This window comes from Streptomyces sp. NPDC053560, assembly GCF_044544605.1.
Taxonomy (GTDB): domain Bacteria; phylum Actinomycetota; class Actinomycetes; order Streptomycetales; family Streptomycetaceae; genus Streptomyces.
Genome location: NZ_JBITXI010000005.1, coordinates 481435 through 506215, shown reverse-complemented (window position 1 = coordinate 506215; position 24781 = coordinate 481435). Strand labels below are relative to the sequence as shown.

Below are 24781 nucleotides of genomic sequence, written 5' to 3'. Positions count from 1 at the left end.
ACACCGGCCGTAGTACGGCTGCGCCAGCCTCCGACGCACCTGCCGCAGTACTGAAGCTCAAGCCCCCCACGCGCCACCGCAGCACCCCAGCACCACGGAAGTTCCGCCGGACAGTCCAGGGCGCCCCGCCCCCTCGGGGCGCCCGCCCGCCTGAGGAGCCGCTCGTGTCCCGCCAGGAAGCCGCACCACCCACGAACCCCGTACTGATACCGCCGCACAAGACCGTCGAGGACGGCACCGTGCGCGAGGTCTCCGTCCCCCCGCTCGCCCCCGCCGTCCGCACCGGCTCCCTCGGCGACATCCCCTTCGACAACGCCGCCGAGGCCCCCACCGAGGCGGTCCTCGGCCGCAAGCAGCACGACGGCAGCTGGCGCGACGTGACCGCCGCCGAGTTCGCCGAGCAGGTGCTGGCCCTCGCCAAGGGCCTGATCGCGCACGGCCTGCGCCCCGGCGACCGCCTCGCCATCATGGCCAGGACCAGCTACGAGTGGACCCTGCTCGACTTCGCGTCCTGGGCGGCCGGCCTGGTCACCGTGCCCCTGTACCCGACCTCCTCGGCCCACCAAACCCAGTGGATCCTGCACGACTCCGGCGCCCGGGCCTGCGTCGTGGAGCACGTCGAGCAGACCCGCATGATCAGCGGTGTACGCGGCGAACTCCCCGCCCTCGACCACCTCTGGCAGCTCGACGCCGGAGCCGTCTCGCAGATCACCTCGGCCGGTCGCGACCTGCTCCCCGACGAGGTGACCAAGCGCCGCGCCGGCCGCGGCCCGGCCGACACCGCCACCCTGATCTACACCTCCGGCACCACCGGGCGCCCCAAGGGCTGCGTCCTGACGCACGGCAACTTCTTCGCCGAGGTCGACAACTCCATCGAACTGCTGCACCCGGTCTTCCGGTCGGTCAGCAAGGACCCCGCCTCGACCCTGCTCTTCCTGCCGCTCTCGCACGTCTTCGGCCGGATGGTCGCGGTCGGCTGTCTGCGGGCGCGGGTGAAGCTCGGCCACGCGCCCAGCATCCAGACCGAGGATCTGCTCGCCGACCTGGCCGGCTTCCGTCCGACGTTCCTGCTGGCCATCCCGTACGTGCTGGAGAAGGTCTACAACACCGGCCGGGCCACCGCCGAGAAGATGGGCCGGGCTTCCTCCTTCGACCGCGCGGCCCGCATCGCCCGCGCGTACGGCCAGGCCGTCGAGGCCGCCGAGCACGGCACCGGCTCCGGCCCCGGGATCGGCCTGAAGGCGGCGCGCGGCCTGTACGACCCGCTGGTCTACCGCCGCATACGGGCGGCGCTCGGCGGCCGGGTCCGGTACGCGATCTGCGGTGGCTCCCCGCTCGGCCGGCGGCTGGCCTCCTTCTACGAGGGCGCCGGCATCCAGGTCTTCGAGGGCTACGGGCTGACGGAGACCACCGCGGCCGCCACCGTCACCCCGCCGCTCAAGCCGCGCCTGGGCACCGTGGGCTGGCCGCTGCCCGGCAGCGCGGTCCGCATCGCCGACGACGGGGAGGTGCTGCTGCGCGGCGGGCAGGTCTTCACCGGGTACTGGGACGCGGCGAGCGGGACCGCCGTACCGGCCGTCGACGGGCAGGCGTGGTTCGCCACCGGCGACCTCGGCGCGCTGGACGCGGACGGGTATCTGTCCATCACCGGCCGCAAGAAGGAGATCATCGTGACCTCCGGCGGCAAGAACGTCGCCCCCGCGCCCCTGGAGGACCGGATGCGCGCGCATCCGCTGATCGGCCAGTGCCTGGTGGTGGGCGAGAACCGCCCGTACGTCGCCGCGCTGATCACCCTGGAGCCGGACGGGCTGGCGCACTGGCGCCGGATGCAGAAGAAGCAGGACGTGCCCCTGGCGGAGCTGGTCCGCGACGAACGGCTCCTCGCCGACCTGCAGCGCGCGGTGGACGACGCCAACCGGCTGGTGTCCCGTGCCGAGTCCGTCCGGCGCTTCGCCGTGCTGCCCGGCGACTTCACCGAGGAGGCCGGCCACCTCACTCCTTCGTTGAAACTGAAGCGAGTGGCCATTGCACGGGACTATGCGAAAGACATCGAGGCGCTGTACGAAAGTAGTTGAGCGCGGAACCGACCCCCGCCCGTCGTACGTCCAACCGGGCGCGTCAGACTGGAGTCCCGTGTCGCCTCTGTGGGGGAGGCGGCGCGGGGCTCCACCCTTTGTGCCCGTTTTGCCGGGCCGGTCGATCAGGGCCGGAGCCGGCCGGGTGCCGGGAAAGGCATCGGAAAAGGCAGGAGCCCCGCTTCGCCGCCGAAGCGACGGAGCAGGGCTCCTTGGGTACTGCTACTTACGGCCGCGACCGGCCGACCCGGGCAACTAGGCCGGGGTGACGTTCTCCGCCTGCGGGCCCTTCGGGCCCTGGGTGACGTCGAAGGTCACGGTCTGGTTCTCCTCCAGGGAGCGGAAGCCAGACGCGTTGATCGCGGAGTAGTGGACGAAGACATCGGGGCCGCCGCCGTCCTGGGCGATGAAGCCGAAGCCCTTCTCGGCGTTGAACCACTTGACGGTTCCGGTAGCCATAAGCCCTCCTTGGGCCAAAGGGTTGCCCTGCTCCAGAACCTGCAAAGAAGTCTGAAAACTACAAATGCCTGCGGGTCACATGATCCGCAGGCTCTGTACTGCAAGGGAAACCAAACTGCAACTTGCGCTGAGCCTAGCACGGTGCGCTGAGAAGGCGGAAGAGCCAAAGATCACGTTTATCGTCGTGCCGGGGTTCAGGCCACTCCTGGAGCGCCGGACCCGAAGCGCCGGGATCCGCTGCGGATGTGCGCGCATGGCGGGTGCACGCCATACGGAGGCCCCCGCCGCCTTGTGGCGCGTTCCGCGGGTCTAGCCTCCACATGTGGACAATTCAACCGTAGGAGACGCACCCGCACCGACCGCCGGCCACCGCCGGACCCGGCCGCGGGTGGGCCACATCCAGTTTCTGAACTGCCTGCCCCTCTATTGGGGCCTGGCCCGTACGGGCACCCTGCTCGATCTGGAGCTCACCAAGGACACCCCTGACCAGCTGAACGACAAGCTGGTCGCGGGCGAGCTGGACATGGGTCCGATCACCCTCGTCGAGTTCCTCAAGCACGCCGACCAGCTGGTCGCCTTCCCCGACATCGCGGTGGGCTGCGACGGTCCGGTGATGTCCTGCGTGATCGTCTCGCAGAAGCCGCTGGAGCAGCTGGACGGCGCCCGGGTCGCGCTCGGCTCGACCTCGCGCACCTCCGTACGGCTGGCGCAGCTGCTGCTCGCGGAGAAGGTCGGCGTCACGCCGGAGTACTACACCTGCCCGCCCGACCTGGGCGTGATGATGCAGGAGGCGGACGCGGCCGTCCTCATCGGCGATGCCGCGCTGCGCGCCAACCTCCACGAGGCGCCCCGGCTGGGCCTGGAGGTCCACGACCTCGGCCAGATGTGGAAGGACTGGACCGGCCTGCCGTTCGTCTTCGCGGTGTGGGCGGCCCGGCGCGACTACCTGGAGCGCGAGCCGGTCGTCGTGCAGAAGGTGCACGAGGCGTTCCTGGCCTCCCGCGACCTGTCCCTGGAGGAGGTCGGCAAGGTCGCCGAGCAGGCGGCCCGCTGGGAGCACTTCGACGAGGACGTCCTCGCGAAGTACTTCACCACGCTGGACTTCCGCTTCGGCCCCGACCAGCTGCGCGGCGTCACCGAATTCGCCCGCCGCACGGGCCCGACCACGGGCTTCCCGGCGGACGTACGGGTGGACCTGCTGGACGTGTGATCCGTCACCGGGCCTCGCGGGCCCGGTGCCCGTACCGCTCGGTCCGGGATGCGGGGGCCGGTCGCCGGTGGGCGGCGCCGGCCCCTCGCATTTTTCATGCCCTGTACACCTTTCTGCTGTTCTTCTCTCCCCGCGCCCTCTTCCTTCCGGCCCTTCCGGCCCCTTGCGAACCTGCTTCCCGGCTCTCCCGCGCCGGGAATTCTTCGTGAACTCTGCGCGAACGACACGGCGGCATTTCCCGGAATGGGCGGCGCCCGGAATTGAGGGCCGATTTACCGGTGGCCGTTCGCCCCGCCCGCGGCCGGAAAACCTCCCCGCATTCCAGGCGGCGGCCCGGTGCCGGCCCACCCCATTCCTCCGGTGGCCGGATCGCCGCCGTCCTAAGCTGAGGCGAACGGGTGGGATGCGAGGGGGAGGCGGGAGTCCATGCAGCCGCTGGCGGCGGAGGATCCGGCGGAGATCGGCACGTACAAGCTGCTCGCCCGGCTCGGCGCGGGCGGCATGGGCCGGGTCTACCTGGGGCGCAGCCCCGGCGGCCGGACGGTCGCGGTGAAGGCCGTCCACCCGCAGTTCGCGGCCGACGACGAGTTCCGGGCCCGGTTCCGGCGCGAGGTGGCGTCCGCGCGCCGCGTCGGCGGCACCTGGACCGCTCCCGTCCTGGACGCCGACGCCGAAGCGGCCGTCCCCTGGGTCGCCACCGCGTATGTCGCGGCCCCCGCGCTGGACGCCGCGGTCACCGGCCACGGCCCGCTGCCCGAGCACTCCGTACGGGTCCTGGGCGCCGGCCTGGCCGAGGCGCTGGCCGCCGTGCACGGCCTGGGCCTGGTCCACCGGGACGTGAAGCCGTCCAACGTGCTGCTCACCCTGGACGGCCCGCTGCTGATCGACTTCGGGATCGCCCGCGCCACGGACGGCACCTCCTCGCTCACCGCCACCGGCGTCTCGGTCGGCTCGCCCGGCTACATGGCGCCCGAGCAGATCCTCGGCGACGGCGTCACCGACGCCTCGGACGTCTTCTCGCTGGGCGCGGTCCTGGCGTACGCGGCGACCGGAGAGAGCCCGTTCCCCGGGGACAGCTCGGCCGCGCTGCTCTACAAGGTCGTGCACGAGGAGCCGCGCCTCGGCCCCGAGCTGACCGGCGACCTGCGCGCGCTGGTCTCGGACTGCCTGCTCAAGCGGGCCGGGGACCGGCCGTCGCCCGCCGCGCTGGCCCGGCGGCTGGCGGGGGAGCGGGGCGCGGCGGCCCTGGCGCGCGCGGGATGGCTGCCGCCGCGAGTCGTCGAACAGGTCAGCCGCCGCGCCGTCGAGGTGCTGAACCTGGAGGCGGAGAACCGGGACGGCCCGCCGCCGGCCCCCGCCGCTCCCGTCGCCGGCTTCGGCCCGCCGGACCCCTCGTACGCGGCCGGCCCGCCCTGCGCCGCCGGCCCCGCGTACGGCCCCGGGGCGGTCGGCGGGCCCGCCTCCGGGCCCGTGCCGTTCGACTCCCGGGCGGTGGTCCCGCCGCGTCCGGAGTGGCCGGCGCCCGCGGCCGGCGGCGCCGGAGCGGGCACCGGCTCCGCCTCCGCGCGTCCGGCCGGCGGGAAGGAACGCCGGCTCTCGCTGACCGGCATGGTCGGCGGCCGGGTGCGGCCCCGCCGGCTGAGCTGCACGCTGGTGCTGTCCGTCGCCGGGGCGCTGGCCGCCGCGACCACCGCCGCCTTCGTCTTCCAGCTGCTGCCGGGCGGCGGCGGGAAGGGCGGCGGGGACCAGGCCGGGCCGCCGCCCGCCGCGACCCCGCCCGACGCGACCCCGTCCGGACCGGCGGGCGCCGTGTCCAAGGAGTTCCTCGGCACCTGGACCGGCACCGTCCGGCAGGACGACGGCTCGCCCAACGGCTCGGTCCTGGTGACCGTCGGCAAGGGGGCCGTGGGCGAGAAGGTGGCGAAGCTGACGTACGACGTGATGATCGCGAAGTGCCACGCCAAGGGTGAGCTGCGCGCGGCCACCGCCCGCCGGCTCACCCTCGAGGAGACGGCGGACGCCGACGCGGGCGCGCTGTGCACGGGGCAGACCGCGACCGTCACGCTCACCCGGGACGGCGACGGCCTCGCCTACGCCTCCGACGACGAGCGCGGCGGCCGCCCGACCGCACGACTCTCCCGGGTCGGCTGACGCCGGCCGGTGCGTACCGGACGAACCGGCCGACCGCCAACGGCCCCGTCGGACCCCTGGCGTACGCTGGATCGGGCGTGACGCATGCCCGCTCAAGAACCTCGAAGGGACGCCCGGTGACCGAGAACGCCGACCTCCAGTCCGTACTCGACCGCGCCGCGGAGGGCAGGCGGATCACCCCCGAGGAAGCCGTCGAGCTGTACCGGGACGCTCCGCTGCACGCCCTCGGCAAGGCCGCCGACGCCGTGCGCCGCCGTCGCTACGCCGGCACGGAGCACATCGCGACGTACATCATCGAGCGGAACATCAACTACACGAACTCGTGCGTGACGGCGTGCAAGTTCTGCGCCTTCTTCGCCGCGCCCAAGAGCCCCGACGTGTGGACACGGGACCTGGACGACATCCTGCGCCGCTGCGCGGAGACCGTGGAGCTGGGCGGCACCCAGATCATGTTCCAGGGCGGCCACCACCCGGACTACGGCGTCGAGTACTACGAAGAGCACTTCGCGGCGATCAAGAAGGCCTACCCGGAGCTGGTCATCCACTCCCTCGGCGCCTCCGAGGTCGAGCACATGGCGCGTATCTCCAAGGTCTCCACCAAGGAAGCCATCCAGCGCATCCACGCCGCCGGTCTCGACTCCTTCGCGGGCGCAGGGGCCGAGCTGCTCCCGGCCCGCCCCCGCAAGGCCATCGCCCCGCTGAAGGAGTCCGGCGAGCGCTGGCTGGAGATCATGGAGGAGGCCCACAACCTGGGCGTCGAGTCCACCTCCACCATGCTCATGGGCACGGGCGAGACCAACGCCGAGCGCATCGAGCACCTCCGCATGATCCGTGACGTACAGGACCGGACGGGCGGCTTCCGCGCGTTCATCCCGTACACCTACCAGCCGCAGAACAACGCGCTGAAGGGCCGCACCCAGGCCACGATCTTCGAGTACCTGCGGATGATCGCGATCGCCCGGATCTTCCTCGACAACGTCGCCCACATCCAGGGCTCCTGGCTGACCACGGGCAAGGAGGTCGGCCAGCTGTCGCTGCACTACGGCGCCGACGACCTCGGCTCGATCATGCTGGAGGAGAACGTCGTCTCCTCGGCCGGTGCCAAGCACCGCTCCAACCGCCAGGAGATCATCGACCTGATCCGCAAGGCGGGCCGCGTCCCGGCGCAGCGCGCCACGACGTACGAGCACCTCGTCGTCCACGACGACCCGGCGAACGACCCGGTCGACGACCGCGTCACCTCGCACATCTCCTCCACGGCGTTCGACAAGGCCAAGGACCACCCCGAGCTGAAGCTCGTCGAATCGAACTGACGAGGTCCTCGCCGCCGTGCTGACGATCCACCGGGTGACCGGAGTACGCCGCACCGAGCACGGGGCCGTCGCTGCCGGGCACGCGGTGGTCGTCGAGGGCGCGCGCATCGCCGCCCTCGGCCCGTACGACGAGCTGGCCGCCGAGTACGGCGACCGGGCCCGCGTACGGGAATGGGACGGCGTGCTGGCTCCCGGCCGCCACGAGCCCGACGGCGCCGCGTATCTGGAGGCGGCGTACCACCCCGACCCGCGCGAGGCCGCCGAACTGGGCACGGAACCCCTGACGGGCGCGGCTCTGTCCGCCCTCGACATGTCCGAAACCCGCTGGGGCGGCAGCGCCCGCCGCGGCCTCCAGCGCCTCCTGGCCACCGGCACGACGTCCCTCACGGGCCCCTTCACCCGGCCTTCGGTCCGCACGGCCGTCACCCGCTCCGGTCTCCGCGACCGCCCGGCCGCCCTGGCCCCGGGCGCCCCGGCCGACTTCGCGGTCTTCACCGCCGACGGCGACTGCCTCGTGACGGCGCTCGGCGGGCGGCTGGTGTACCGGCGCCGGGGGTGAGCCCGGCCGCCGCGGGGCGTGGTGAACAATGGCTTGCGTGACCCGAGCATCCCTGGACAAGCAGCCGCACGAAGTCGCCTCGATGTTCGACGACGTGGCGGAACGGTACGACCTGACCAATGACGTGCTGTCCCTCGGGCAGGCGCGGCTGTGGCGCAAGGCGGTGGACCGGGCGGTGGCCGCGCGGCCGGCCGAGCGGGTCCTGGACCTCGCGGCCGGTACGGGCACTTCCTCCGTGCCGTTCGCCCGCACCGGCGCGTACGTCGTGCCCTGCGACTTCTCCACCGGGATGCTCCGCGAGGGCAAGAAGCGGCAGCCGTGGCTGCCCTTCACCGCCGGTGACGCGATGAAGCTGCCCTTCGCGGACGGCGTGTTCGACGCCGTGACGATCTCCTTCGGGCTGCGGAACGTCCAGGACACGGACGCCGCGCTGGCCGAGCTGTACCGCGTGACCAAGCCCGGCGGCCGGGTCGTCATCTGCGAGTTCAGCCACCCGACGTGGGCGCCCTTCCGGACCGTCTACACCGAGTACCTGATGCGCGCGCTGCCGCCGGTCGCGACCGCGGTCAGCTCCAACCCCGACGCGTACGTCTACCTCGCCGACTCCATCCGCGCCTGGCCCGACCAGCCCGCACTGGCCGCTCGACTGCAGCGGGCGGGCTGGTCGAAGGTCGCCTGGCGCAACCTCACGGGCGGCATCGTCGCCCTGCACCGGGGGACGAAGCCGGCGGTCTGACGCCCGGCGGCCTCAGAGGTCCAGGCGGTGGCAGAGGCCCGTCACCTTGGACACCGGGGAGATGAACGTTTCGGTCTGCCGCATGCCGAGGCGCCGGGTCACCGCGATCGAGCGGGCGTTGCGCGCGTCCACCATCGCCACGACGTGCCGTACCCCGGCCGCCCGTACCTCCGTCAGGGCGAGCCGGGCGGCGGCCGTGGCGTAGCCCTTGCCCCAGTACTTCCGGCCCAGCCGCCAGCCGATCTCTATCTCGCCGACCGGGCCCCACTCCGTGCTCGGCCACGGCTGCGCGCCGGTGAAGCCGATCACCGCGCCGTCCGCCGGGTCGAGCATCGTGTAGAAGCAGTAGCCGAGTTCGGCGTGGTGGCGACGCTGGCGCGCGGTCAGCTCCTCGTAGACCGACAGTTCGGCGGACGCGCCGCCGTGGAACTCCATGACCTCCGGGTCGTCGAACACCCCGTGCCAGTTCCACGCGTCCTCCTCGGTGGGGACGCGCAGTTCGACAGGGGGAAGGGGCGGAAGCGGCTTCTGCATGGGCCAACCCTTCGGATTCGGATCACATCGGCCTGCATAGACTGCACGGGTCCAGTGCCGGTCGGCACCCAGATATCGAGTTCCGGGAGATTACGCCGTGACCGACGTGACCGAGGCCGACGCGCCCACCCAGGCCCGCTCCGAGCACACCGCCGATGTGATCGTCGTGGGGGCCGGTCCGGCCGGCTCGGCGACCGCGTACCACCTCGCCAAGTCGGGCCTGGACGTCCTCCTGCTGGAGAAGACGGCCTTCCCGCGCGAGAAGGTCTGCGGCGACGGGCTCACCCCGCGCGCCACCAAGCAGCTCGTGTCGATGGGCATCGACATCTCCGAAGAGGCCGGCTGGCTGCGCAACAAGGGCCTGCGGATCATCGGCGGCGGCGTACGGCTGCAGCTGGACTGGCCGGACCTCGCCTCGTACCCGAACTACGGACTCGTCCGTAAGCGCGACGACTTCGACGAGCAGCTGGCCCGGCAGGCGCAGAAGGCCGGCGCCCGGCTGTACGAGCGCTGCAACGTCGGCGGCCCGCTCATCAACGACCTCACCGGCCGCATCGAGGGCGTGACCGCCAAGCTCGGCGAGGAGAAGACCCCGGTCTCCTTCCACGCCCCGCTCGTGGTCGCCGCGGACGGCAACTCCACCCGGCTGTCGCTGGCCATGGGCCTGCACCGGCGCGAGGACCGGCCGATGGGCGTCGCGGTCCGTACGTACTTCGAGTCGCCGCGCCACGACGACGACTACCTGGAGTCCTGGCTGGAGCTGTGGGACCGCAGCGGCCCGCAGGACCGTCTGCTGCCCGGCTACGGCTGGATCTTCGGCATGGGCGACGGCACCTCCAACGTGGGCCTCGGCGTGCTGAACACCTCCAGCTCCTTCAAGGAGCTGGACTGGCGCGAGATCCTCAAGGCCTGGTGCGCCTCGATGCCGGAGGACTGGGGCTACACCCCGGACAACATGACGGGCCCGATCCGCGGCGCAGCGCTCCCCATGGCCTTCAACCGGCAGCCGCACTACACCAAGGGCCTGCTGCTGGTCGGTGACGCGGGCGGTCTGGTGAACCCGTTCAACGGCGAGGGCATCGCGTACGCCATGGAGTCCGGCCAGATCGCCGCCGACGTCATCGTGCAGGCGCACGCGCGCGCCACGTATGCGCAGCGCGAGCTGGCCCTCCAGCGGTACCCGAAGGTCCTCAAGGACACCTACGGCGGCTACTACTCCCTCGGCCGCGCCTTCGTGAAGCTCATCGGCAACCCGAAGGTGATGAAGATGGCCACCCAGCGCGGTCTGACCCATCCGATGCTGATGAAGTTCACCCTGAAGATGCTGGCCAACCTGACGGACCCCACGGGCGGCGACGCCATGGACCGCATCATCAACGGCCTGAGCAAGGTCGCCCCGAAGGCCTGACACCGGGCGCACCCCGCCCGACCTGCCGCCATCGGCCCCGCCGGTGGCGGCTTCGTGCTGCTCGCCGCCGTTGCCCTTCGGCTCTCCGCCCCCTCCGCTCCGGGGCGTGCGGGGCGTACTCGTGTCGAATGTTTGACCGAACGTACGTCTTGACACGTCAAGTTGGCGGATTGTGCCTGCTGTCTTCGCGCCGTGCCTGCGGTCAGGCTGGTGGCACGGAAAGTCCCGAGCTGACCACGGAGCGTGAACCATGGGGATGCCGAGGGCATGGCGCCGGATGCTGAGGGGGGAGCCATGAGTGACGGCCGGGAGGGCGACGAACGGGGCGAGGCCACCGAGCGCACCGAACCGGCGGCACCGCCGGCGGACGCGAAGGGCGTGCCGGACCGGAAGGCGGAGCTGCGCGCGAGGGTGCGCGAGGCCAACCGGCAGAGCAGGCTCCGGCCGAGGTGAGGGATCCTGGAGGGACAGCAGCCGCCGTCCGGCACGTCCGAAGGGATCCGACATGTCCGCCGCACCCGTCAACGGACCCGATGCCGCCGGCGGTGCCGGCGCGGGCGGCGCCACCGGCGGACCGCTCTCCGTCGACCGGGCGCTGGACGTGCTCGACGCGGTGGCCGGGTCGGCGGGGCCGGTGACGGCCAAGGCACTGGCCCGCCGGCTGGGCTGTTCGCTGTCCACGGTCTACAACCTGCTGGCGCCGCTGACCGCGCGCGGCCATCTGACGCGCACGGGCGGCGGCTACGCCCTCGGGCCCCGGATCCCCGCGCTGCACCGGGCCTTCCAGCGGCAGACCGGCATCGAGGACGGCGCGCGCGAGCTGCTGCTCGGCGTACGGCGCGCCACGGGCACGCACGTGTACCTCAGCGCGGTGGGGCGGGGCCGGATCGCGGTCGTCGACAGCACGCTCCCGGTGTCGGCGGCCGGCGGTCCGTTCGCGGTGGGGCCCGACCACGGCGCACACGCCACCGCGCACGGCAAGGTCCTGCTCGCCGCCCTGAACCGGCCCGCGCGCCGCCGCTATGTCGCCGCGCACGGCCTGCCCCGGCTGACGGACCGTACGATCACCTCGCCCGAGCGCTTCGAGGCGGAGCTGGCGCGGGTACGCCGGGACGGCATCGCCGTGTCGGTGGGGGAGACCGACCCGGCGCACACCTGCCTCGCCGTACGCCTCCCGGGCGAGGGCCCCGACGGCTCCGTCCGCGCGCTGTCGGTGTCCCTGCCGACCGCCGACTACCCCGCGCGCCGGGGCGAGCTGGCGTCCGTGCTGCTCCGCGCGGCGGCCGGGGCCTGAGCGGCCGTACCGCTACGGGGCGCGAGCCGGGCGGCGGATTTTCCGGCATCGGTGGAAACGCGGCCGTGCCGGCTCGCGACGGCGCCGCCTCCGGCGCACAGTGGTCGCATGATTTTCATCGCTGTGAAGTTCACCGTCCGGCCGGAGAAGAGCGACGAGTGGCTGTCGCTGACCGAGCCCTTCACGCTCGCCACCCGCGCGGAGCCGGGCAACATCTTCTTCGAGTGGTCCCGGAGCGTCGAGAACCCGCACCAGTTCGTGCTGCTGGAGGCGTTCGCCGGCCAGGAGGCGGGCGTCGCGCACGTGCAGTCCGACCACTTCAAGGAGGCCATCGAGCTGATGTCCGGCCTCGTCGCGAGCACCCCGGAGATCATCAACGTCGAGACCGAGGGCACCGGCTGGGGCGAGATGGCCGAGGTCAAGCCCCGCCCGTAGTGGCGCACATCCGGCTGTAAGGCGCGGAGTACGGCGAAAGGGCCGTCGTTCCCGAGCGGGGGAACGACGGCCCTTTCGCCGTGTGCGCGGCCCTGGGAGGGGCCGGTGAGTCAGCGGACTCAGCGGACGCGGACGGCGCCCGTCGGCTGGTCGTAGCTCATGTCGCGCTGCACGACGCCCGTGCTGGAGTTCTGCGCGCCGATGAACTGGCCGCCGCCGATGTAGACCCCGACGTGGTACGCGCTGCCCGCGCTGCCCCAGTAGAGGATGTCGCCCACCTGGAGGTTGTCCAGGCCCACCTGGGTGCCGGCGGTCGACTGGTCCTGGGAGACGCGCGGCAGGTCGATGCCGATCTGCCGGAACGCGGCCTGGGTGAGGCCGGAGCAGTCGTACGCGGACGGGCCGGTCGCGCCGCTCACGTACGCCTTGCCGACCTGGGCCTTGAGGAAGCTCACCAGGGAGGCGGTGGAGCCGCTGAGCGAGCCGGTGTCCACCGACGCGGAGGCGGACAGGAGGGGGCCGCGGTCCGCGGAGCGCGAAGCGCGGGCCTGCTCGGCCTCCTTGGCCTTGCGGGCCGCGGCGGCCTTCTTCTCCGCCTCGGCCTTGCGCTTGGCCTCGACGGCCTTGTCCTTGGCCTTCTGGGCGGCCTTGTCGGCCTTCGAGAAGACCGAGTCCTGCGCTGCCTGCAGCTCGTACTGGTCCGCAACCTGCTGGGTGGTGTCCGCGGTCTTCGCCACGGACGTCGCGAGCTCAGCGGTGATGGTCGGCAGCTCCTGGGTCTCGGAGGCCGGCTTCTCAGCGGTGGCGTTCGCGGGGACGGCGGTACCGGTCACCGCCAGCGTGAGGATGCCACCGGTGAACCCTGCGCGCACGGCCCGCGAGGTCGCGGAACGGCGGGGCTTCCGGTGGCTGGGTATGAGTGCGTTCGGGGACATGGCACCACGGCTATCAGGCCCCACAGGTTGCTGCCAACAAAGGTGGTGTGCACCACTTTTGACGCGTACACGGTGAACAAAACGGGCCAATCGACCAGCCGTGAGTCGGTCCGAGACGTGTCCGAATTTCGTGATCATGTTCCTGCGCACGGCATTTACCGCTCGATGCGCGCCGGCGCGGCACTTACCACCTTCGCAACCGACTCGCCAATGCTTCCCGGGCGTCAAGGTTTTAGATATGTGAAACGCGTGGGATAGCTCACTCCTGAGTGACCGTTATGTCCTCGTGATGCGCGCTCGTGAAGGGATGCACGTACCGACGATCACGGCGAGGTCACGACTGGGTCACGCGGACGGGTGGGCGAGCGCTATCAGTTGACGGTGTCCAGCGCCAATTTGCTTGCGCTGCGTCACTCTTGATAGTGCAGCCACCTCCCTGACCAGGGGCAACCGCTGATTTTGTCACTTGAAGTGATCACTCGGACGCTTCCGGTGCGAAGATCACCGCTCATCCGACTTCATGATCCTTCGTCAGGTGGTGGAGATCACAAAGCCGTTGTCGCACCCCGTGTCGCAGATCACAGACTCGCGGGCATAAGATGCAGGCGGCCAGGGCTTGTGAACTGCCTCACATGGGCGCGATCTCTGTCGCGTCCCGTCGAGGAGCGAACGGGCCCGAGGCCGGACCGCCAACCAGTCATCGTCGACTGAAGGGAGCGAGGACGGTGAACGCCTATGCGCCCATCCTCGTACTGGGAGCCCTCGGGGCAGGCTTTGCGATCTTCTCTGTCGTCATGGCCACGCTCGTCGGACCCAGGCGCTACAACCGGGCCAAGCTCGAGGCGTACGAGTGCGGGATCGAGCCGACCCCACAGCCTTCAGGCGGCGGTCGCTTTCCGATCAAGTACTACCTGACGGCGATGCTCTTCATCGTCTTCGACATCGAGATCGTCTTCCTCTACCCCTGGGCCGTCACCTTCGACGCCCTGGGGCTGTTCGGGCTCGTCGAGATGCTGCTCTTCGCGCTCACCGTCTTCGTCGCCTACGCCTATGTCTGGCGCCGCGGCGGCCTGGAATGGGACTAGGGGTCACCCAATGGGACTTGAAGAGAAGCTGCCCAGCGGCTTTCTGCTGAGCACCGTCGAACAGGCCGCGGGATGGGTGCGCAAGTCATCGGTCTTCCCGGCCACCTTCGGGCTCGCGTGCTGCGCCATCGAGATGATGACCACCGGAGCCGGCCGCTACGACCTGGCGCGCTTCGGCATGGAGGTCTTCCGCGGCTCCCCGCGCCAGGCCGACCTGATGATCGTGGCCGGCCGGGTCAGCCAGAAGATGGCGCCCGTCCTCCGCCAGGTCTACGACCAGATGCCGAACCCGAAGTGGGTCATCTCCATGGGCGTCTGCGCCTCGTCGGGCGGCATGTTCAACAACTACGCCATCGTGCAGGGCGTCGACCACATCGTCCCGGTCGACATCTACCTCCCGGGCTGCCCGCCGCGCCCGGAGATGCTCATGGACGCCATCCTCAAGCTCCACGAGAAGATCCAGGGCTCCAAGCTCGGGGTCAACGCCGAGGAAGCGGCCCGCGAGGCGGAGGAGGCGGCGCTCAAGGCACTCCCGACGATCGAGATGAAGGGACTGCTGCGGTGAGCAACCCGGACAAGGGCACGCACGGTACGGGGGCCAACGGGGTCAACCCGGACAAGGACCTCAACGCGCAGAACCTCCCCGGCCAGCGCGGCGACCACGGCGAGGTCATCGGCGTCCGCCGCGGCATGTTCGGCGCGAACAACGGCGGCGACACCTCCGGCTACGGCGGCCTCGTACGGACCGTACGGCTGCCCGGCGCCGCTTCCCGGCCGTACGGGGGATGGTTCGACGAGGTCGCGGACGAGCTCGAAGGCGCGCTGGACGAGCAGGGCCTCGTCCCCGAGAACGTCATCGAGAAGACCGTCGTCGACCGCGACGAGCTGACCTTCCACATCGCCCGCGAATTCCTGCCGGCCGTCGCGAAGACCCTCCGCGACGACCCGGCCCTCCGCTTCGAGCTGTGCACCGGCGTCAGCGCCGTGCACTTCCCCGGCGACAAGGGCCGCGAGCTGCACGCCGTCTACCACCTGCGGTCGATCACCCACACCCGGCTGATCCGGCTGGAGGTCTCCGCGCCCGACGCCGATCCGCACATCCCGTCGGTCGTGAACGTCTACCCGACCAACGACTGGCACGAGCGCGAGGTCTACGACTTCTTCGGGCTGATCTTCGACGGACACCCGGCGCTCACCCGGATCATGATGCCGGACGACTGGCAGGGCTTCCCGCAGCGCAAGGACTACCCGCTCGGCGGCATCCCCGTCGAGTACAAGGGCGCCCAGATCCCGGCTCCCGACCAGCGGAGGTCGTACAGCTGATGAGCACTTCCCAAGCATCTGCCCGCGAGACCACCGAGGGCCCGGTCTACACCGTCACCGGCGGCGACTGGGACGAGGTCGTCGAGGCCGCGGCCAAGGCGGACGACGAGCGCATCGTCGTCAACATGGGCCCGCAGCACCCCTCCACGCACGGCGTGCTCCGGCTCATCCTGGAGATCGACGGCGAGACCGTCACCGAGGCCCGCTGCGGCATCGGCTACCTCCACACCGGCATCGAGAAGAACCTCGAATACCGCACGTGGACCCAGGGCACGACCTTCGTCACGCGGATGGACTACCTGACGCCGTTCTTCAACGAGACGGCGTACTGCCTGGCCGTGGAGAAGCTGCTCGGCATCACCGACGACATCCCGGACCGGGCGTCGGTCATCCGCGTGATGCTCATGGAGCTGAACCGGCTCTCCTCCCACCTGGTGTGCATCGCCACCGGCGGCATGGAGCTCGGCGCCACCACGATAATGATCTACGGCTTCCGCGACCGCGAACTGGTCCTGGACATCTACGAGCTGATCACCGGCCTGCGCATGAACCACGCGTACGTCCGGCCCGGCGGCCTCGCCCAGGACCTGCCGCCCGGCACCGTCGACCAGGTACGCGCCTTCGTGAAGAAGATGCGCAAGAACCTCCCGGAGTACGACAAGCTCGCCACCGGCAGCCCGGTCTTCAAGGGCCGGATGGAGGGCATCGGCTACCTGGACCTGGCCGGCTGCCTGGCCACCGGCGCCACCGGCCCGGTGCTGCGCTCCGCCGGCCTCCCGCACGACCTGCGCAAGACCGACCCGTACTGCGGCTACGAGACCTACGACTTCGAGGTCCCGACCACCGACACCTGCGACTCCTACGGCCGCTTCCTGCTCCGCCTGGAGGAGATGCGCCAGTCGCTGCGGATCATCGAGCAGTGCCTGGACCGGCTGGAGCCCGGCCCGGTCATGGTCGGGGACAAGAAGATCGCCTGGCCCGCGCAGCTCGCGCTCGGCCCGGACGGCCTCGGCAACTCCCTGGACCACATCAAGAAGATCATGGGCACCTCCATGGAGGCCCTGATCCACCACTTCAAGCTGGTGACGGAGGGCTTCCGGGTCCCGCCCGGCCAGGCCTACGCGGCCGTGGAGTCCCCCAAGGGCGAGCTGGGCGTGCACGCGGTCAGCGACGGCGGCACCCGCCCGTACCGCGTCCACTTCCGCGACCCCTCCTTCACCAACCTGCAGGCCATGGCGGCCATGTGCGAAGGCGGCCAGGTCGCCGACGTCATCGTCGCCGTCGCGTCCATCGACCCCGTGATGGGAGGCGTCGACCGGTGACAGACGTCAGTTTGGGGATGCCGCAGCTCCCCGCCCCCGATTACCCGGCCGATGTACGGGCCCGGCTCGAAGCGGAGGCGAAGGAGGTGATCGCCCGCTACCCCGGCTCGCGCTCGGCCCTGCTGCCGCTGCTGCACCTCGTCCAGTCCGAGGAAGGCCACGTCACGCGGACGGGCATCCGTTTCTGCGCCGAGCTGCTGGACCTCACCACCGCCGAGGTCACGGCCGTCTCGACCTTCTACACGATGTACCGCCGCAAGCCGAGCGGCGACTACCAGGTCGGGGTCTGCACCAACACGCTCTGTGCCGTCATGGGCGGCGACGCGATCTTCGACGAGCTGAAGGAGCACCTGGGCGTCGGCAACAACGAGACCACCGCCGACGGCAAGGTCACCCTCGAACACATCGAGTGCAACGCCGCCTGCGACTACGCGCCCGTGGTGATGGTCAACTGGGAGTTCTTCGACAACCAGACGCCGGAGAGCGCGAAGCAGCTGGTCGACGACCTGCGGGACGGACGGCCCGTCGCCCCGACCCGCGGCGCGCCCCTGTGCACGTACAAGGAAACGGCGCGCATCCTCGCCGGCTTCCCCGACCGACGGGAGGGCGCGGTCGAGGCGACCGGCGGCGCCGGGCACGCCTCGCTCGTCGGGCTCCGGCTGGCCAGGGGCGAGGAGCTGCCGAGCGGCACGGACCACGTCGTCGCCCCCCGCGACGGCGACCGCCCGACGGACGAGGCGCCCACCGGGCGCGCTCCCGGCGAAGCCCCGGCGACCCACCCGAGCTCGCACGACGCACCGCAGCACACTTCGGCCTCCGACCCCCAGCATCCCGCTGGCCCGGCTGCTGAGGAGGGGGAGTGATGACCGTGTCCACGGAATACGGGGGCGCCTCCCGGCCGGAGGCCGGGGGCGAGACCAGCCCCGAGAAGCTGCTCGCACCCGTCCTGTCGGCCTTCTGGGACCAGCCCAACTCCTGGACCCTGGAGACCTACCGGCGGCACGAGGGCTACGAAGGCGCGCGCAAGGCGCTCGCGATGGCCCCGGACGACGTCATCGCGTACGTCAAGGACGCGGGCCTGCGCGGCCGCGGCGGCGCGGGCTTTCCCACCGGCATGAAGTGGCAGTTCATCCCGCAGGGCGACGGCAAGCCGCACTATCTAGTTGTCAACGCCGACGAGTCGGAGCCCGGGACCTGCAAGGACATCCCGCTCCTCTTCGCGAACCCGCATTCCCTCATCGAGGGGATCATCATCGCCTGTCACGCGATCCGGTCGAATCACGCCTTCATCTACCTGCGCGGGGAGACCGTCCCCGTCCTGCGGCGGCTGCACGAGGCCGTACGGGAGGCCTACGCCGCGGGCTACCTCGGCAAGGACGCGCTCGGCGCCGGTCTGGACCTCGAACTCACCGTGCACGCGGGCGCGGGCGCGTACATCTGCGGCGAGGAGACCGCGCTGCTGGACTCCCTGGAGGGCCGTCGCGGACAGCCCCGGCTGCGTCCCCCCTTCCCCGCCGTGGCCGGCCTCTACGCCTGCCCCACTGTCGTGAACAACGTCGAATCCATCGCGTCGGTTCCCGCCATCATGAACCGGGGCAAGGAGTGGTTCCGGTCCATGGGCAGCGAGAAGTCCCCGGGCTTCACGCTCTACTCGCTGAGCGGCCACGTCGCCAACCCCGGCCAGTACGAAGCCCCGTTGGGGATCACGCTGCGCCAGCTCCTCGACATGAGCGGCGGCATGCGCCCCGGCCACCGGCTGAAGTTCTGGACGCCGGGCGGTTCGTCCACGCCGATGTTCACCGACGAGCACCTGGACGTCGCGCTGGACTACGAAGGCGTCGGCGCGGCCGGCTCGATGCTCGGCACCAAGGCCCTGCAGTGCTTCGACGAGACGACCTGCGTCGTCCGGGCGGTGACGCGCTGGACCGAGTTCTACGCGCACGAGTCCTGCGGCAAGTGCACGCCGTGCCGCGAGGGCACGTACTGGCTCGTCCAGCTGCTGCGCGACATCGAGGCCGGCAAGGGCCGCATGGAGGACCTCGACAAGCTGAACGACATCGCCGACAACATCAACGGCAAGTCCTTCTGCGCCCTCGGTGACGGCGCCGCCTCGCCGATCTTCTCCTCGCTCAAGTACTTCCGCGCGGAGTACGAGCAGCACGTCACCGGCAAGGGCTGCCCCTTCGACCCGGCCAAGTCCACCGCTTGGGCCGACAAGCACCTGGAGGTGAACGCATGACAGTGACCACTAATAACGCGCCCTCCGGGGGCGGCGAGGCGGCGGTCCCGCCCGAAGACCTCGTCTCGCTGACCATCGACGGCATCGAGATCAGCGTGCCCAAGGGCACCCTGGTCATCCGGGCCGCCGAAATGCTCGGCATCGAGATCCCGCGCTTCTGCGACCACCCGCTGCTGGACCCGGCGGGCGCCTGCCGCCAGTGCATCGTGGAGGTCGAGGGCCAGCGCAAGCCCATGGCGTCCTGCACGATCACCTGCACCGACGGCATGGTCGTGAAGTCCCAGCTCACCTCGCCGGTCGCCGACAAGGCCCAGCGCGGCGTGATGGAGCTGCTGCTCATCAACCACCCGCTGGACTGCCCGGTCTGCGACAAGGGCGGCGAGTGCCCGCTGCAGAACCAGGCCATGTCCGCCGGACAGGCCGACTCGCGTTTCGAGGGCAAGAAGCGCACCTACGAGAAGCCGGTGCCGATCTCCCAGCAGGTGCTGCTGGACCGCGAGCGCTGCGTACTGTGCGCCCGCTGCACCCGCTTCTCCAACCAGGTCGCCGGCGACCCGATGATCGAGCTGATCGAGCGCGGCGCGCTCCAGCAGGTCGGTACGGGGGAGGGCGACCCGTTCGAGTCGTACTTCTCCGGCAACACCATCCAGATCTGTCCGGTCGGCGCGCTCACCTCGGCGGCGTACCGCTTCCGTTCCCGCCCGTTCGACCTGGTCTCCTCGCCGTCCGTGTGCGAGCACTGCGCGGGCGGCTGCGCGACGCGTACGGACCACCGGCGCGGCAAGGTCATGCGGCGGCTCGCGGCGGACGACCCCGAGGTCAACGAGGAGTGGATGTGCGACAAGGGGCGGTTCGCCTTCCGGTACGGGCAGCTGCCCGACCGGCTGGAGACGCCGCTCGTCCGGGACGCCGACTCGGGTGAACTGACCCCGGCGAGCTGGCCCGAGGCACTGGAGGCCGCGGCGCGGGGGCTCGCCGCCGCACGCGGCCGGGCCGGGGTGCTGACCGGCGGCCGGCTCACCGTCGAGGACTCCTACGCGTACGCCAAGTTCGCCCGGACCGTCCTGGACACCGACGACATCGACTTCCGGGCCCGGGTGCACAGCTCCGAGGAGGCCGGCTTCCTCGCCGCACACGTGGCGGGCCACGGCCGCGACCTGGACGGGCAGGGAGTCACCTACCGCTCCCTGGAGGCGGCGCCGGCCGTCCTGCTGGCCGGCATCGAGGCCGAGGAGGAGGCGCCCGGCGTCTTCCTGAGGCTGCGCAAGGCGCACCGCAAGAACGGCCAGCGGACCTTCGGGCTCGCTTCGTACGCCACCCGCGGCCTCATCAAGGCGGGCGGCACGCTGCTGCCGGCCGCGCCCGGCACGGAGACGGAGTGGCTGGACGCGCTGGCCGGCGGGGTCGGCCTCGAAGGCGAGGGGCAGGCGGCTGCCGAGGCGCTGCGGGCCGAGGGCGCGGTGATCGTGGTCGGTGAGCGGCTGGCCGCCGTGCCGGGAGCGCTCACCGCCGCCGTACGTGCCGCCTCGGCCACCGGCGCGCGGCTCGTGTGGATCCCGCGCCGGGCGGGCGAGCGGGGCGCCGTCGAGGCGGGCGCGCTGCCCGGGCTGCTGCCCGGCGGCCGGCCCGGCACCGACCCGCGCGCCCGCGACGAGGTCGCCCGCGCCTGGGGCGTGGCCGCGCTGCCGCACCGGCTCGGCCGGGACACCGGGCAGATCCTGGAGGCCGCGGCCACCGGAGAGCTGAACGCCCTGGTGGTGGCCGGTGTCGGGGTCGAGGACCTGCCCGACCCGCGGCGCGCCGTCGAGGCGCTGGACGCGGTCGGATTCCTGGTCAGCCTGGAGCAGCGGCCCGGCGAGGTCACCCGCCGGGCCGATGTGGTGCTGCCGGTCGCGGCCGTGGTGGAGAAGGCGGGCACGTTCCTCAACTGGGAGGGCCGCGCGCGGCCCTTCGAGGCCGCGCTCAAGCCGGACCAGATGACGCGCCGCCACCTGCTCCCCGATGCGCGGGTGCTGCACATGCTCGCGGACGCGATGTCCGCCGTGGACGAGGCGGTGCCGGGCCTGGCGCTGCCGGACGTGCGTGCCGTACGCGCGGAGCTGGACCGGCTCGGCGGCTGGGACGGACCGCGCGCCACCGCCGACGCGCTCGCCGGTACCGAGACGCGGGCGCTGCCCCGGCCCGGCGCGGGCGAGGCGGTGCTCGCCGGTCACCGGCTGCTGCTGGACCTCGGGCGGCTGCAGGAGGGCGACGCGGCGCTGGCCGGCACCCGGCACGCCGCGGTGGCCCGGATGTCCGCCGCCACCGCCGCCGAGGCGGGCCTCAAGGACGGCGCGGAGGTCCTGGTCACGGGGCCGCACGGCGCGGTGGCGTTCCCTCTCCGGGTCAGCGAGATGCCCGACCGGGTGGTGTGGCTGCCGCTCAACTCCCAGGGGGGCGGCGTCCCGCACGACACGGGAGCGAACCCCGGTGACCTGGTGACGGTCGCCGCGATGACCGCGGGCCCGGCGGCCCCGGCGGACGGCACGGAGGTGGCGGAATGATGAACCTCGCCGCGGAACAGCTGGCGCTCGGCGCGGACCGCATCGCGCTGGCCGCCGAGGACCTGAGCGTCTTCGGGCGCGACCCGTGGTGGCTGGTGGGCATCAAGGCGGTCTTCTGCTTCGCGTTCCTGATGCTGACCGTGCTCTTCTCGATCGTCTGGGAGCGCAAGGTCGTCGCCTGGATGCAGCTGCGCATCGGGCCCAACCGGCACGGTCCCTGGGGCATGCTCCAGTCCCTCGCGGACGGCATCAAACTGATGCTGAAAGAGGACCTGGTCGTCAAGCGGGCCGACAAGGCGGTGTACATCCTCGCCCCGATCGTCGCGGCCATCCCGGCGTTCATGGCGTTCGCCGTCATTCCGTTCGGCCCGGCCGACAACGAGATCTCGATCTTCGGTCACCGTACGCCGATGCAGCTGACCGACCTGCCGATCGGCCTGCTCTACATCCTGGCCACGGCCTCGGTCGGCATCTACGGCATCGTGCTCGCCGGCTGGTCCTCGGGCTCGACGTACCCGCTGCTCGGCGGGCTCCGCTCGTGCGCCCAGATGATCAGCTACGAGATCGCGATGGGCATGGCCTTCGCGTCGGTGTTCCTCTACTCCGGCTCGATGTCCACCTCGGCGATCGTCGACGGGCAGCACAGCACCTGGTACGTCGCGCTGCTGCCGGTCTCCTTCCTGATCTACATCGTGGCGATGGTCGGCGAGACGAACCGTGCGCCGTTCGACATGCCGGAGTCCGAGGGCGACCTGGTCGGCGGCTTCAACACGGAGTACTCCTCCATCAAGTTCGCGATGTTCATGCTGGCCGAGTACGTCAACATGGTCACCGTCTCGGCGGTCGCGATCACCCTCTTCCTCGGCGGCTGGCGCGCCCCCTGGCCGATCAGCACGTTCTGGGAGGGCGCGAACCACGGCTGGTGGCCGCTGCTCTGGTTCACCATCAAGGTCCAGCTGCTGCTCTTCTTCTTCATCTGGCTGCGCGGCACGCTGCCACGCGTCCGCTACGACCAGTTCATGAAGCTGGGCTGGAAGGTCCTCATCCCGGTCTCCATGGTCTGGCTGATGCTGGTCGCGACCGTGCGGGCGCTGCGCAACGAGGGCTATGACTTCCAGCGGATCGTGCTGTACGTCGGCGGCGCCGCGGTCGCCCTGCTGCTGATCTCCCTCGTCGTGGACTTCTTCCGCAAGGGCGAGAAGCCCGAAGCGGCGCCGGCCGAGGAGCCGTTCGACGCGATGGCGGGCGGCTTCCCCGTACCACCGCTGCCCGGCCAGACCCTGCCGCCCGTGCCGCGCAGGCGCCCGCGCCACCAAGATCGCGAGCTGATTGTCAGTGGCGGAGTGAATACTGACAGTGACGAAAACGGGAAGGGGGACAACGGTGTCTGATTTCCAGAATCCGGTGGCCGGCTTCGGCGTGACCTTCAAGGCCATGTTCAAGAAGCGGCTCACCGAGCAGTACCCGGAGGAGAAGAAGCCGACCGCGCCTCGTTTCCACGGCCGGCACCAGCTCAACCGCCATCCGGACGGCCTGGAGAAGTGCGTGGGCTGCGAGCTGTGCGCCTGGGCGTGTCCGGCCGACGCGATCTATGTGGAGGGCGCGGACAACACCGACGAGGAGCGGTACTCGCCCGGCGAGCGGTACGGCCGCGTCTACCAGATCAACTACCTCCGCTGCATCCTCTGCGGCCTGTGCGTCGAGGCGTGCCCCACCCGGGCGCTCACGATGACGAACGAGTACGAGCTCGCCGACCGCAGCCGCGAGTCCCTGATCTACACCAAGGAAGAGCTGCTCGCGGGCCTCGACGAGAACATGGTCGACTCCCCGCACGCGATCTTCCCCGGGATGACGGAGAAGGACTACTACAACGGCCTGGTGACCGAGGCCGCGCCGGGCACGGAGCGGCAGGTCGCGGTCAGCAAGGGCGAGTGCCCGGCGGGGCTCCCCGAGACCCCCGCGCCGACCGCCGAACGCCCGGCGGGGACGGGGGCGGAGGCATGAGTCCCTCGATCCTGGCCGCGGCCTCCGCCACCTCCACCGGCGAGGCCGTGCAGTTCTGGGTCCTCGGCACGGTCGCCGTGATCGGCGCGCTGGCCACGATCCTGATGAAGCGGGCGGTGCACAGCGCGCTCTCGCTCGCCGGCACCATGATCATCCTGGCGGTCTTCTACCTCGCCAACGGCGCGTACTTCCTCGGCATCGTCCAGGTCGTCGTCTACACCGGCGCGATCATGATGCTCTTCCTCTTCGTCGTCATGCTGGTCGGCGTGACCGCGGCGGACTCCCTCAAGGAGACGCTCAAGGGCCAGCGCTGGCTGGCGGCCGGCGCCGGGCTCGGCTTCGGCATCCTGCTGATCGCCGGCCTCGGCAACGCCTCGGTGAAGCACTTCAACGGCCTGGCCGAGGCCAACGCCGGCGGCAACGTCCAGGGCCTGGCCGCCCTGATCTTCACCAAGTACGTCTTCGCCTTCGAGATCACCGGTGCGCTGCTGATCACCGCCGCGGTCGGCGCGATGGTGCTGACCCACAAGGAGCGCACCGAGCGGGCCCAGACCCAGCGCGAGCAGGCCGAGCGCCGCGTACGCGAAGGCACCCAGGTCACGCCGCTGCCGGCCCCCGGCGTCTACGCCCGCCACAACGCGGTCGACGTCCCCGGCCTGCTGCCCGACGGCACCCCCTCCGAGCTCACCGTCAATCCGACCCTGCGCAAGCGGGGCCAGATCCGGGACGTGTCGGGGGAGTCGCTGGCCGAGCTGGCGGCGCTGGAGCAGCGCTCGGCGGAGTGGCTGGAGCGCGGCGAGACCGACCGGCGCGGCGAGCAGGCGCGGGAGCGCGGCGAGGAGGCCACGCGATGAATCCGATCAACTACCTCTACCTGGCTGCGCTGCTCTTCACCATCGGTGCGGCCGGGGTGCTGATCAGGCGGAACGCCATCGTGCTCTTCATGTGCGTGGAGCTGATGCTGAACGCCTGCAACCTCGCCTTCGTGGCCTTCTCGCGGCTGCACGGAAATCTGGACGGCCAGATCATCGCGTTCTTCACGATGGTCGTCGCGGCGGCCGAGGTCGTGGTCGGCCTGGCGATCATCGTCACGATCTTCCGCACCCGCCATACGGCCTCGGTCGACGACGCCAGCCTGATGAAGCTGTAAGGGGTC

At 71.2% G+C, this 24781-nt stretch carries 23 protein-coding genes and 1 pseudogene; 21 read left to right on the top strand and 3 right to left on the bottom strand.

Annotation, left to right across the window (positions count from 1 at the left end):
• Positions 1-164: 164 nt before the first annotated feature.
• The gene (locus ACIGQF_RS14970; RefSeq protein WP_399709912.1) at positions 165-2075 is read left to right on the top strand and encodes an AMP-dependent synthetase/ligase; all 1911 of its coding nucleotides are present in this window, start codon (positions 165-167) and stop codon (positions 2073-2075) included.
• A 255-nt stretch (positions 2076-2330) separates the two neighbouring features.
• Here the strand turns inward: ACIGQF_RS14970 and ACIGQF_RS14965 are convergent, their stop codons facing one another.
• Positions 2331-2534, bottom strand: a complete 204-nt coding sequence (locus tag ACIGQF_RS14965; RefSeq protein ID WP_030620150.1) for a cold-shock protein — start codon at positions 2532-2534, stop codon at positions 2331-2333.
• Positions 2535-2856: 322 nt separating this feature from the next.
• Between ACIGQF_RS14965 and ACIGQF_RS14960 the strand changes: the two genes are divergently transcribed.
• The 5 genes from ACIGQF_RS14960 to ACIGQF_RS14940 all read left to right on the top strand — a co-directional run bounded on the left by ACIGQF_RS14960 (position 2857) and on the right by ACIGQF_RS14940 (position 8503).
• A complete protein-coding gene (locus ACIGQF_RS14960; protein ID WP_399709908.1) occupies positions 2857-3744 on the top strand; it encodes a menaquinone biosynthetic enzyme MqnA/MqnD family protein in 888 nt (295 codons plus the stop codon).
• A 426-nt stretch (positions 3745-4170) separates the two neighbouring features.
• On the top strand, positions 4171-5895 hold the full coding sequence (locus ACIGQF_RS14955) for a serine/threonine-protein kinase (protein WP_399709904.1): 1725 nt from the start codon (positions 4171-4173) through the stop codon (positions 5893-5895).
• A 116-nt stretch (positions 5896-6011) separates the two neighbouring features.
• Positions 6012-7208, top strand: a complete 1197-nt coding sequence (mqnC, locus tag ACIGQF_RS14950; protein ID WP_399709901.1) for a cyclic dehypoxanthinyl futalosine synthase — start codon at positions 6012-6014, stop codon at positions 7206-7208.
• A gap of 16 nt (positions 7209-7224) precedes the next feature.
• Positions 7225-7767 carry an imidazolonepropionase-like domain-containing protein gene (locus ACIGQF_RS14945; protein WP_399709898.1) on the top strand — a complete coding sequence of 181 codons (543 nt, stop codon included), beginning with the start codon at positions 7225-7227 and terminating at the stop codon, positions 7765-7767.
• A gap of 37 nt (positions 7768-7804) precedes the next feature.
• Positions 7805-8503 carry a demethylmenaquinone methyltransferase gene (locus tag ACIGQF_RS14940; protein WP_399709895.1) on the top strand — a complete coding sequence of 233 codons (699 nt, stop codon included), beginning with the start codon at positions 7805-7807 and terminating at the stop codon, positions 8501-8503.
• A gap of 12 nt (positions 8504-8515) precedes the next feature.
• Here ACIGQF_RS14940 and ACIGQF_RS14935 read toward each other — a convergent pair whose 3' ends face one another.
• On the bottom strand, positions 8516-9037 hold the full coding sequence (locus ACIGQF_RS14935) for a GNAT family N-acetyltransferase (RefSeq protein ID WP_399709892.1): 522 nt from the start codon (positions 9035-9037) through the stop codon (positions 8516-8518).
• A 55-nt stretch (positions 9038-9092) separates the two neighbouring features.
• On the opposite strand from ACIGQF_RS14935, the pseudogene ACIGQF_RS14930 reads away from it, so the two are divergent.
• The 4 genes and pseudogenes from ACIGQF_RS14930 to ACIGQF_RS14915 all read left to right on the top strand — a co-directional run.
• Positions 9093-10445 (top strand): annotated as a pseudogene (locus ACIGQF_RS14930) (geranylgeranyl reductase family protein); the annotation flags it as partial.
• Between the two features lie 294 nt (positions 10446-10739).
• A complete protein-coding gene (locus tag ACIGQF_RS14925) occupies positions 10740-10898 on the top strand; it encodes a hypothetical protein (RefSeq protein WP_399709889.1) in 159 nt (52 codons plus the stop codon).
• 52 nt (positions 10899-10950) lie between these two features.
• The gene (locus tag ACIGQF_RS14920) at positions 10951-11739 is read left to right on the top strand and encodes an IclR family transcriptional regulator (protein ID WP_399709886.1); all 789 of its coding nucleotides are present in this window, start codon (positions 10951-10953) and stop codon (positions 11737-11739) included.
• 108 nt (positions 11740-11847) lie between these two features.
• Positions 11848-12174, top strand: a complete 327-nt coding sequence (locus ACIGQF_RS14915) for a putative quinol monooxygenase (protein WP_399709883.1) — start codon at positions 11848-11850, stop codon at positions 12172-12174.
• A gap of 119 nt (positions 12175-12293) precedes the next feature.
• Here the strand turns inward: ACIGQF_RS14915 and ACIGQF_RS14910 are convergent, their stop codons facing one another.
• Entirely contained in the window at positions 12294-13109 is an 816-nt protein-coding gene (locus ACIGQF_RS14910) for a C40 family peptidase (RefSeq protein WP_399709880.1), read from the bottom strand.
• Positions 13110-13834: 725 nt separating this feature from the next.
• Here ACIGQF_RS14910 and ACIGQF_RS14905 point away from each other — a divergent pair.
• From ACIGQF_RS14905 to nuoK, 11 genes are read left to right on the top strand one after another with little or no spacing between them, the layout of a single operon-like run.
• Positions 13835-14194, top strand: a complete 360-nt coding sequence (locus ACIGQF_RS14905) for an NADH-quinone oxidoreductase subunit A (protein WP_030262580.1) — start codon at positions 13835-13837, stop codon at positions 14192-14194.
• A gap of 10 nt (positions 14195-14204) precedes the next feature.
• The gene (locus tag ACIGQF_RS14900; RefSeq protein WP_052864827.1) at positions 14205-14759 is read left to right on the top strand and encodes an NADH-quinone oxidoreductase subunit B family protein; all 555 of its coding nucleotides are present in this window, start codon (positions 14205-14207) and stop codon (positions 14757-14759) included.
• A complete protein-coding gene (locus ACIGQF_RS14895) occupies positions 14756-15517 on the top strand; it encodes an NADH-quinone oxidoreductase subunit C (protein ID WP_399709876.1) in 762 nt (253 codons plus the stop codon). Before ACIGQF_RS14900 ends, ACIGQF_RS14895 begins: the two co-directional genes overlap by 4 nt.
• Complete coding sequence (locus ACIGQF_RS14890; RefSeq protein ID WP_399709872.1) at positions 15517-16839, top strand: NADH-quinone oxidoreductase subunit D; 1323 nt, start codon at positions 15517-15519, stop codon at positions 16837-16839. Before ACIGQF_RS14895 ends, ACIGQF_RS14890 begins: the two co-directional genes overlap by 1 nt.
• Complete coding sequence (nuoE, locus tag ACIGQF_RS14885; RefSeq protein ID WP_399709869.1) at positions 16836-17702, top strand: NADH-quinone oxidoreductase subunit NuoE; 867 nt, start codon at positions 16836-16838, stop codon at positions 17700-17702. The genes ACIGQF_RS14890 and nuoE overlap by 4 nt, the downstream gene beginning before the upstream one ends.
• Entirely contained in the window at positions 17702-19078 is a 1377-nt protein-coding gene (nuoF, locus tag ACIGQF_RS14880; RefSeq protein ID WP_399709866.1) for an NADH-quinone oxidoreductase subunit NuoF, read from the top strand. Before nuoE ends, nuoF begins: the two co-directional genes overlap by 1 nt.
• Complete coding sequence (locus ACIGQF_RS14875; protein WP_399709863.1) at positions 19075-21621, top strand: NADH-quinone oxidoreductase subunit G; 2547 nt, start codon at positions 19075-19077, stop codon at positions 21619-21621. Before nuoF ends, ACIGQF_RS14875 begins: the two co-directional genes overlap by 4 nt.
• Positions 21621-23012: an NADH-quinone oxidoreductase subunit NuoH gene (nuoH, locus tag ACIGQF_RS14870; RefSeq protein ID WP_399710158.1), complete on the top strand. Its 1392-nt coding sequence runs from the start codon at positions 21621-21623 to the stop codon at positions 23010-23012. The genes ACIGQF_RS14875 and nuoH overlap by 1 nt, the downstream gene beginning before the upstream one ends.
• Positions 23005-23625 carry an NADH-quinone oxidoreductase subunit NuoI gene (gene nuoI, locus ACIGQF_RS14865; RefSeq protein ID WP_399709860.1) on the top strand — a complete coding sequence of 207 codons (621 nt, stop codon included), beginning with the start codon at positions 23005-23007 and terminating at the stop codon, positions 23623-23625. Before nuoH ends, nuoI begins: the two co-directional genes overlap by 8 nt.
• Complete coding sequence (locus ACIGQF_RS14860; protein WP_399709857.1) at positions 23622-24479, top strand: NADH-quinone oxidoreductase subunit J; 858 nt, start codon at positions 23622-23624, stop codon at positions 24477-24479. Before nuoI ends, ACIGQF_RS14860 begins: the two co-directional genes overlap by 4 nt.
• On the top strand, positions 24476-24775 hold the full coding sequence (gene nuoK / locus ACIGQF_RS14855) for an NADH-quinone oxidoreductase subunit NuoK (RefSeq protein WP_030262617.1): 300 nt from the start codon (positions 24476-24478) through the stop codon (positions 24773-24775). Before ACIGQF_RS14860 ends, nuoK begins: the two co-directional genes overlap by 4 nt.
• The last annotated feature ends 6 nt before the right edge of the window (positions 24776-24781 follow it).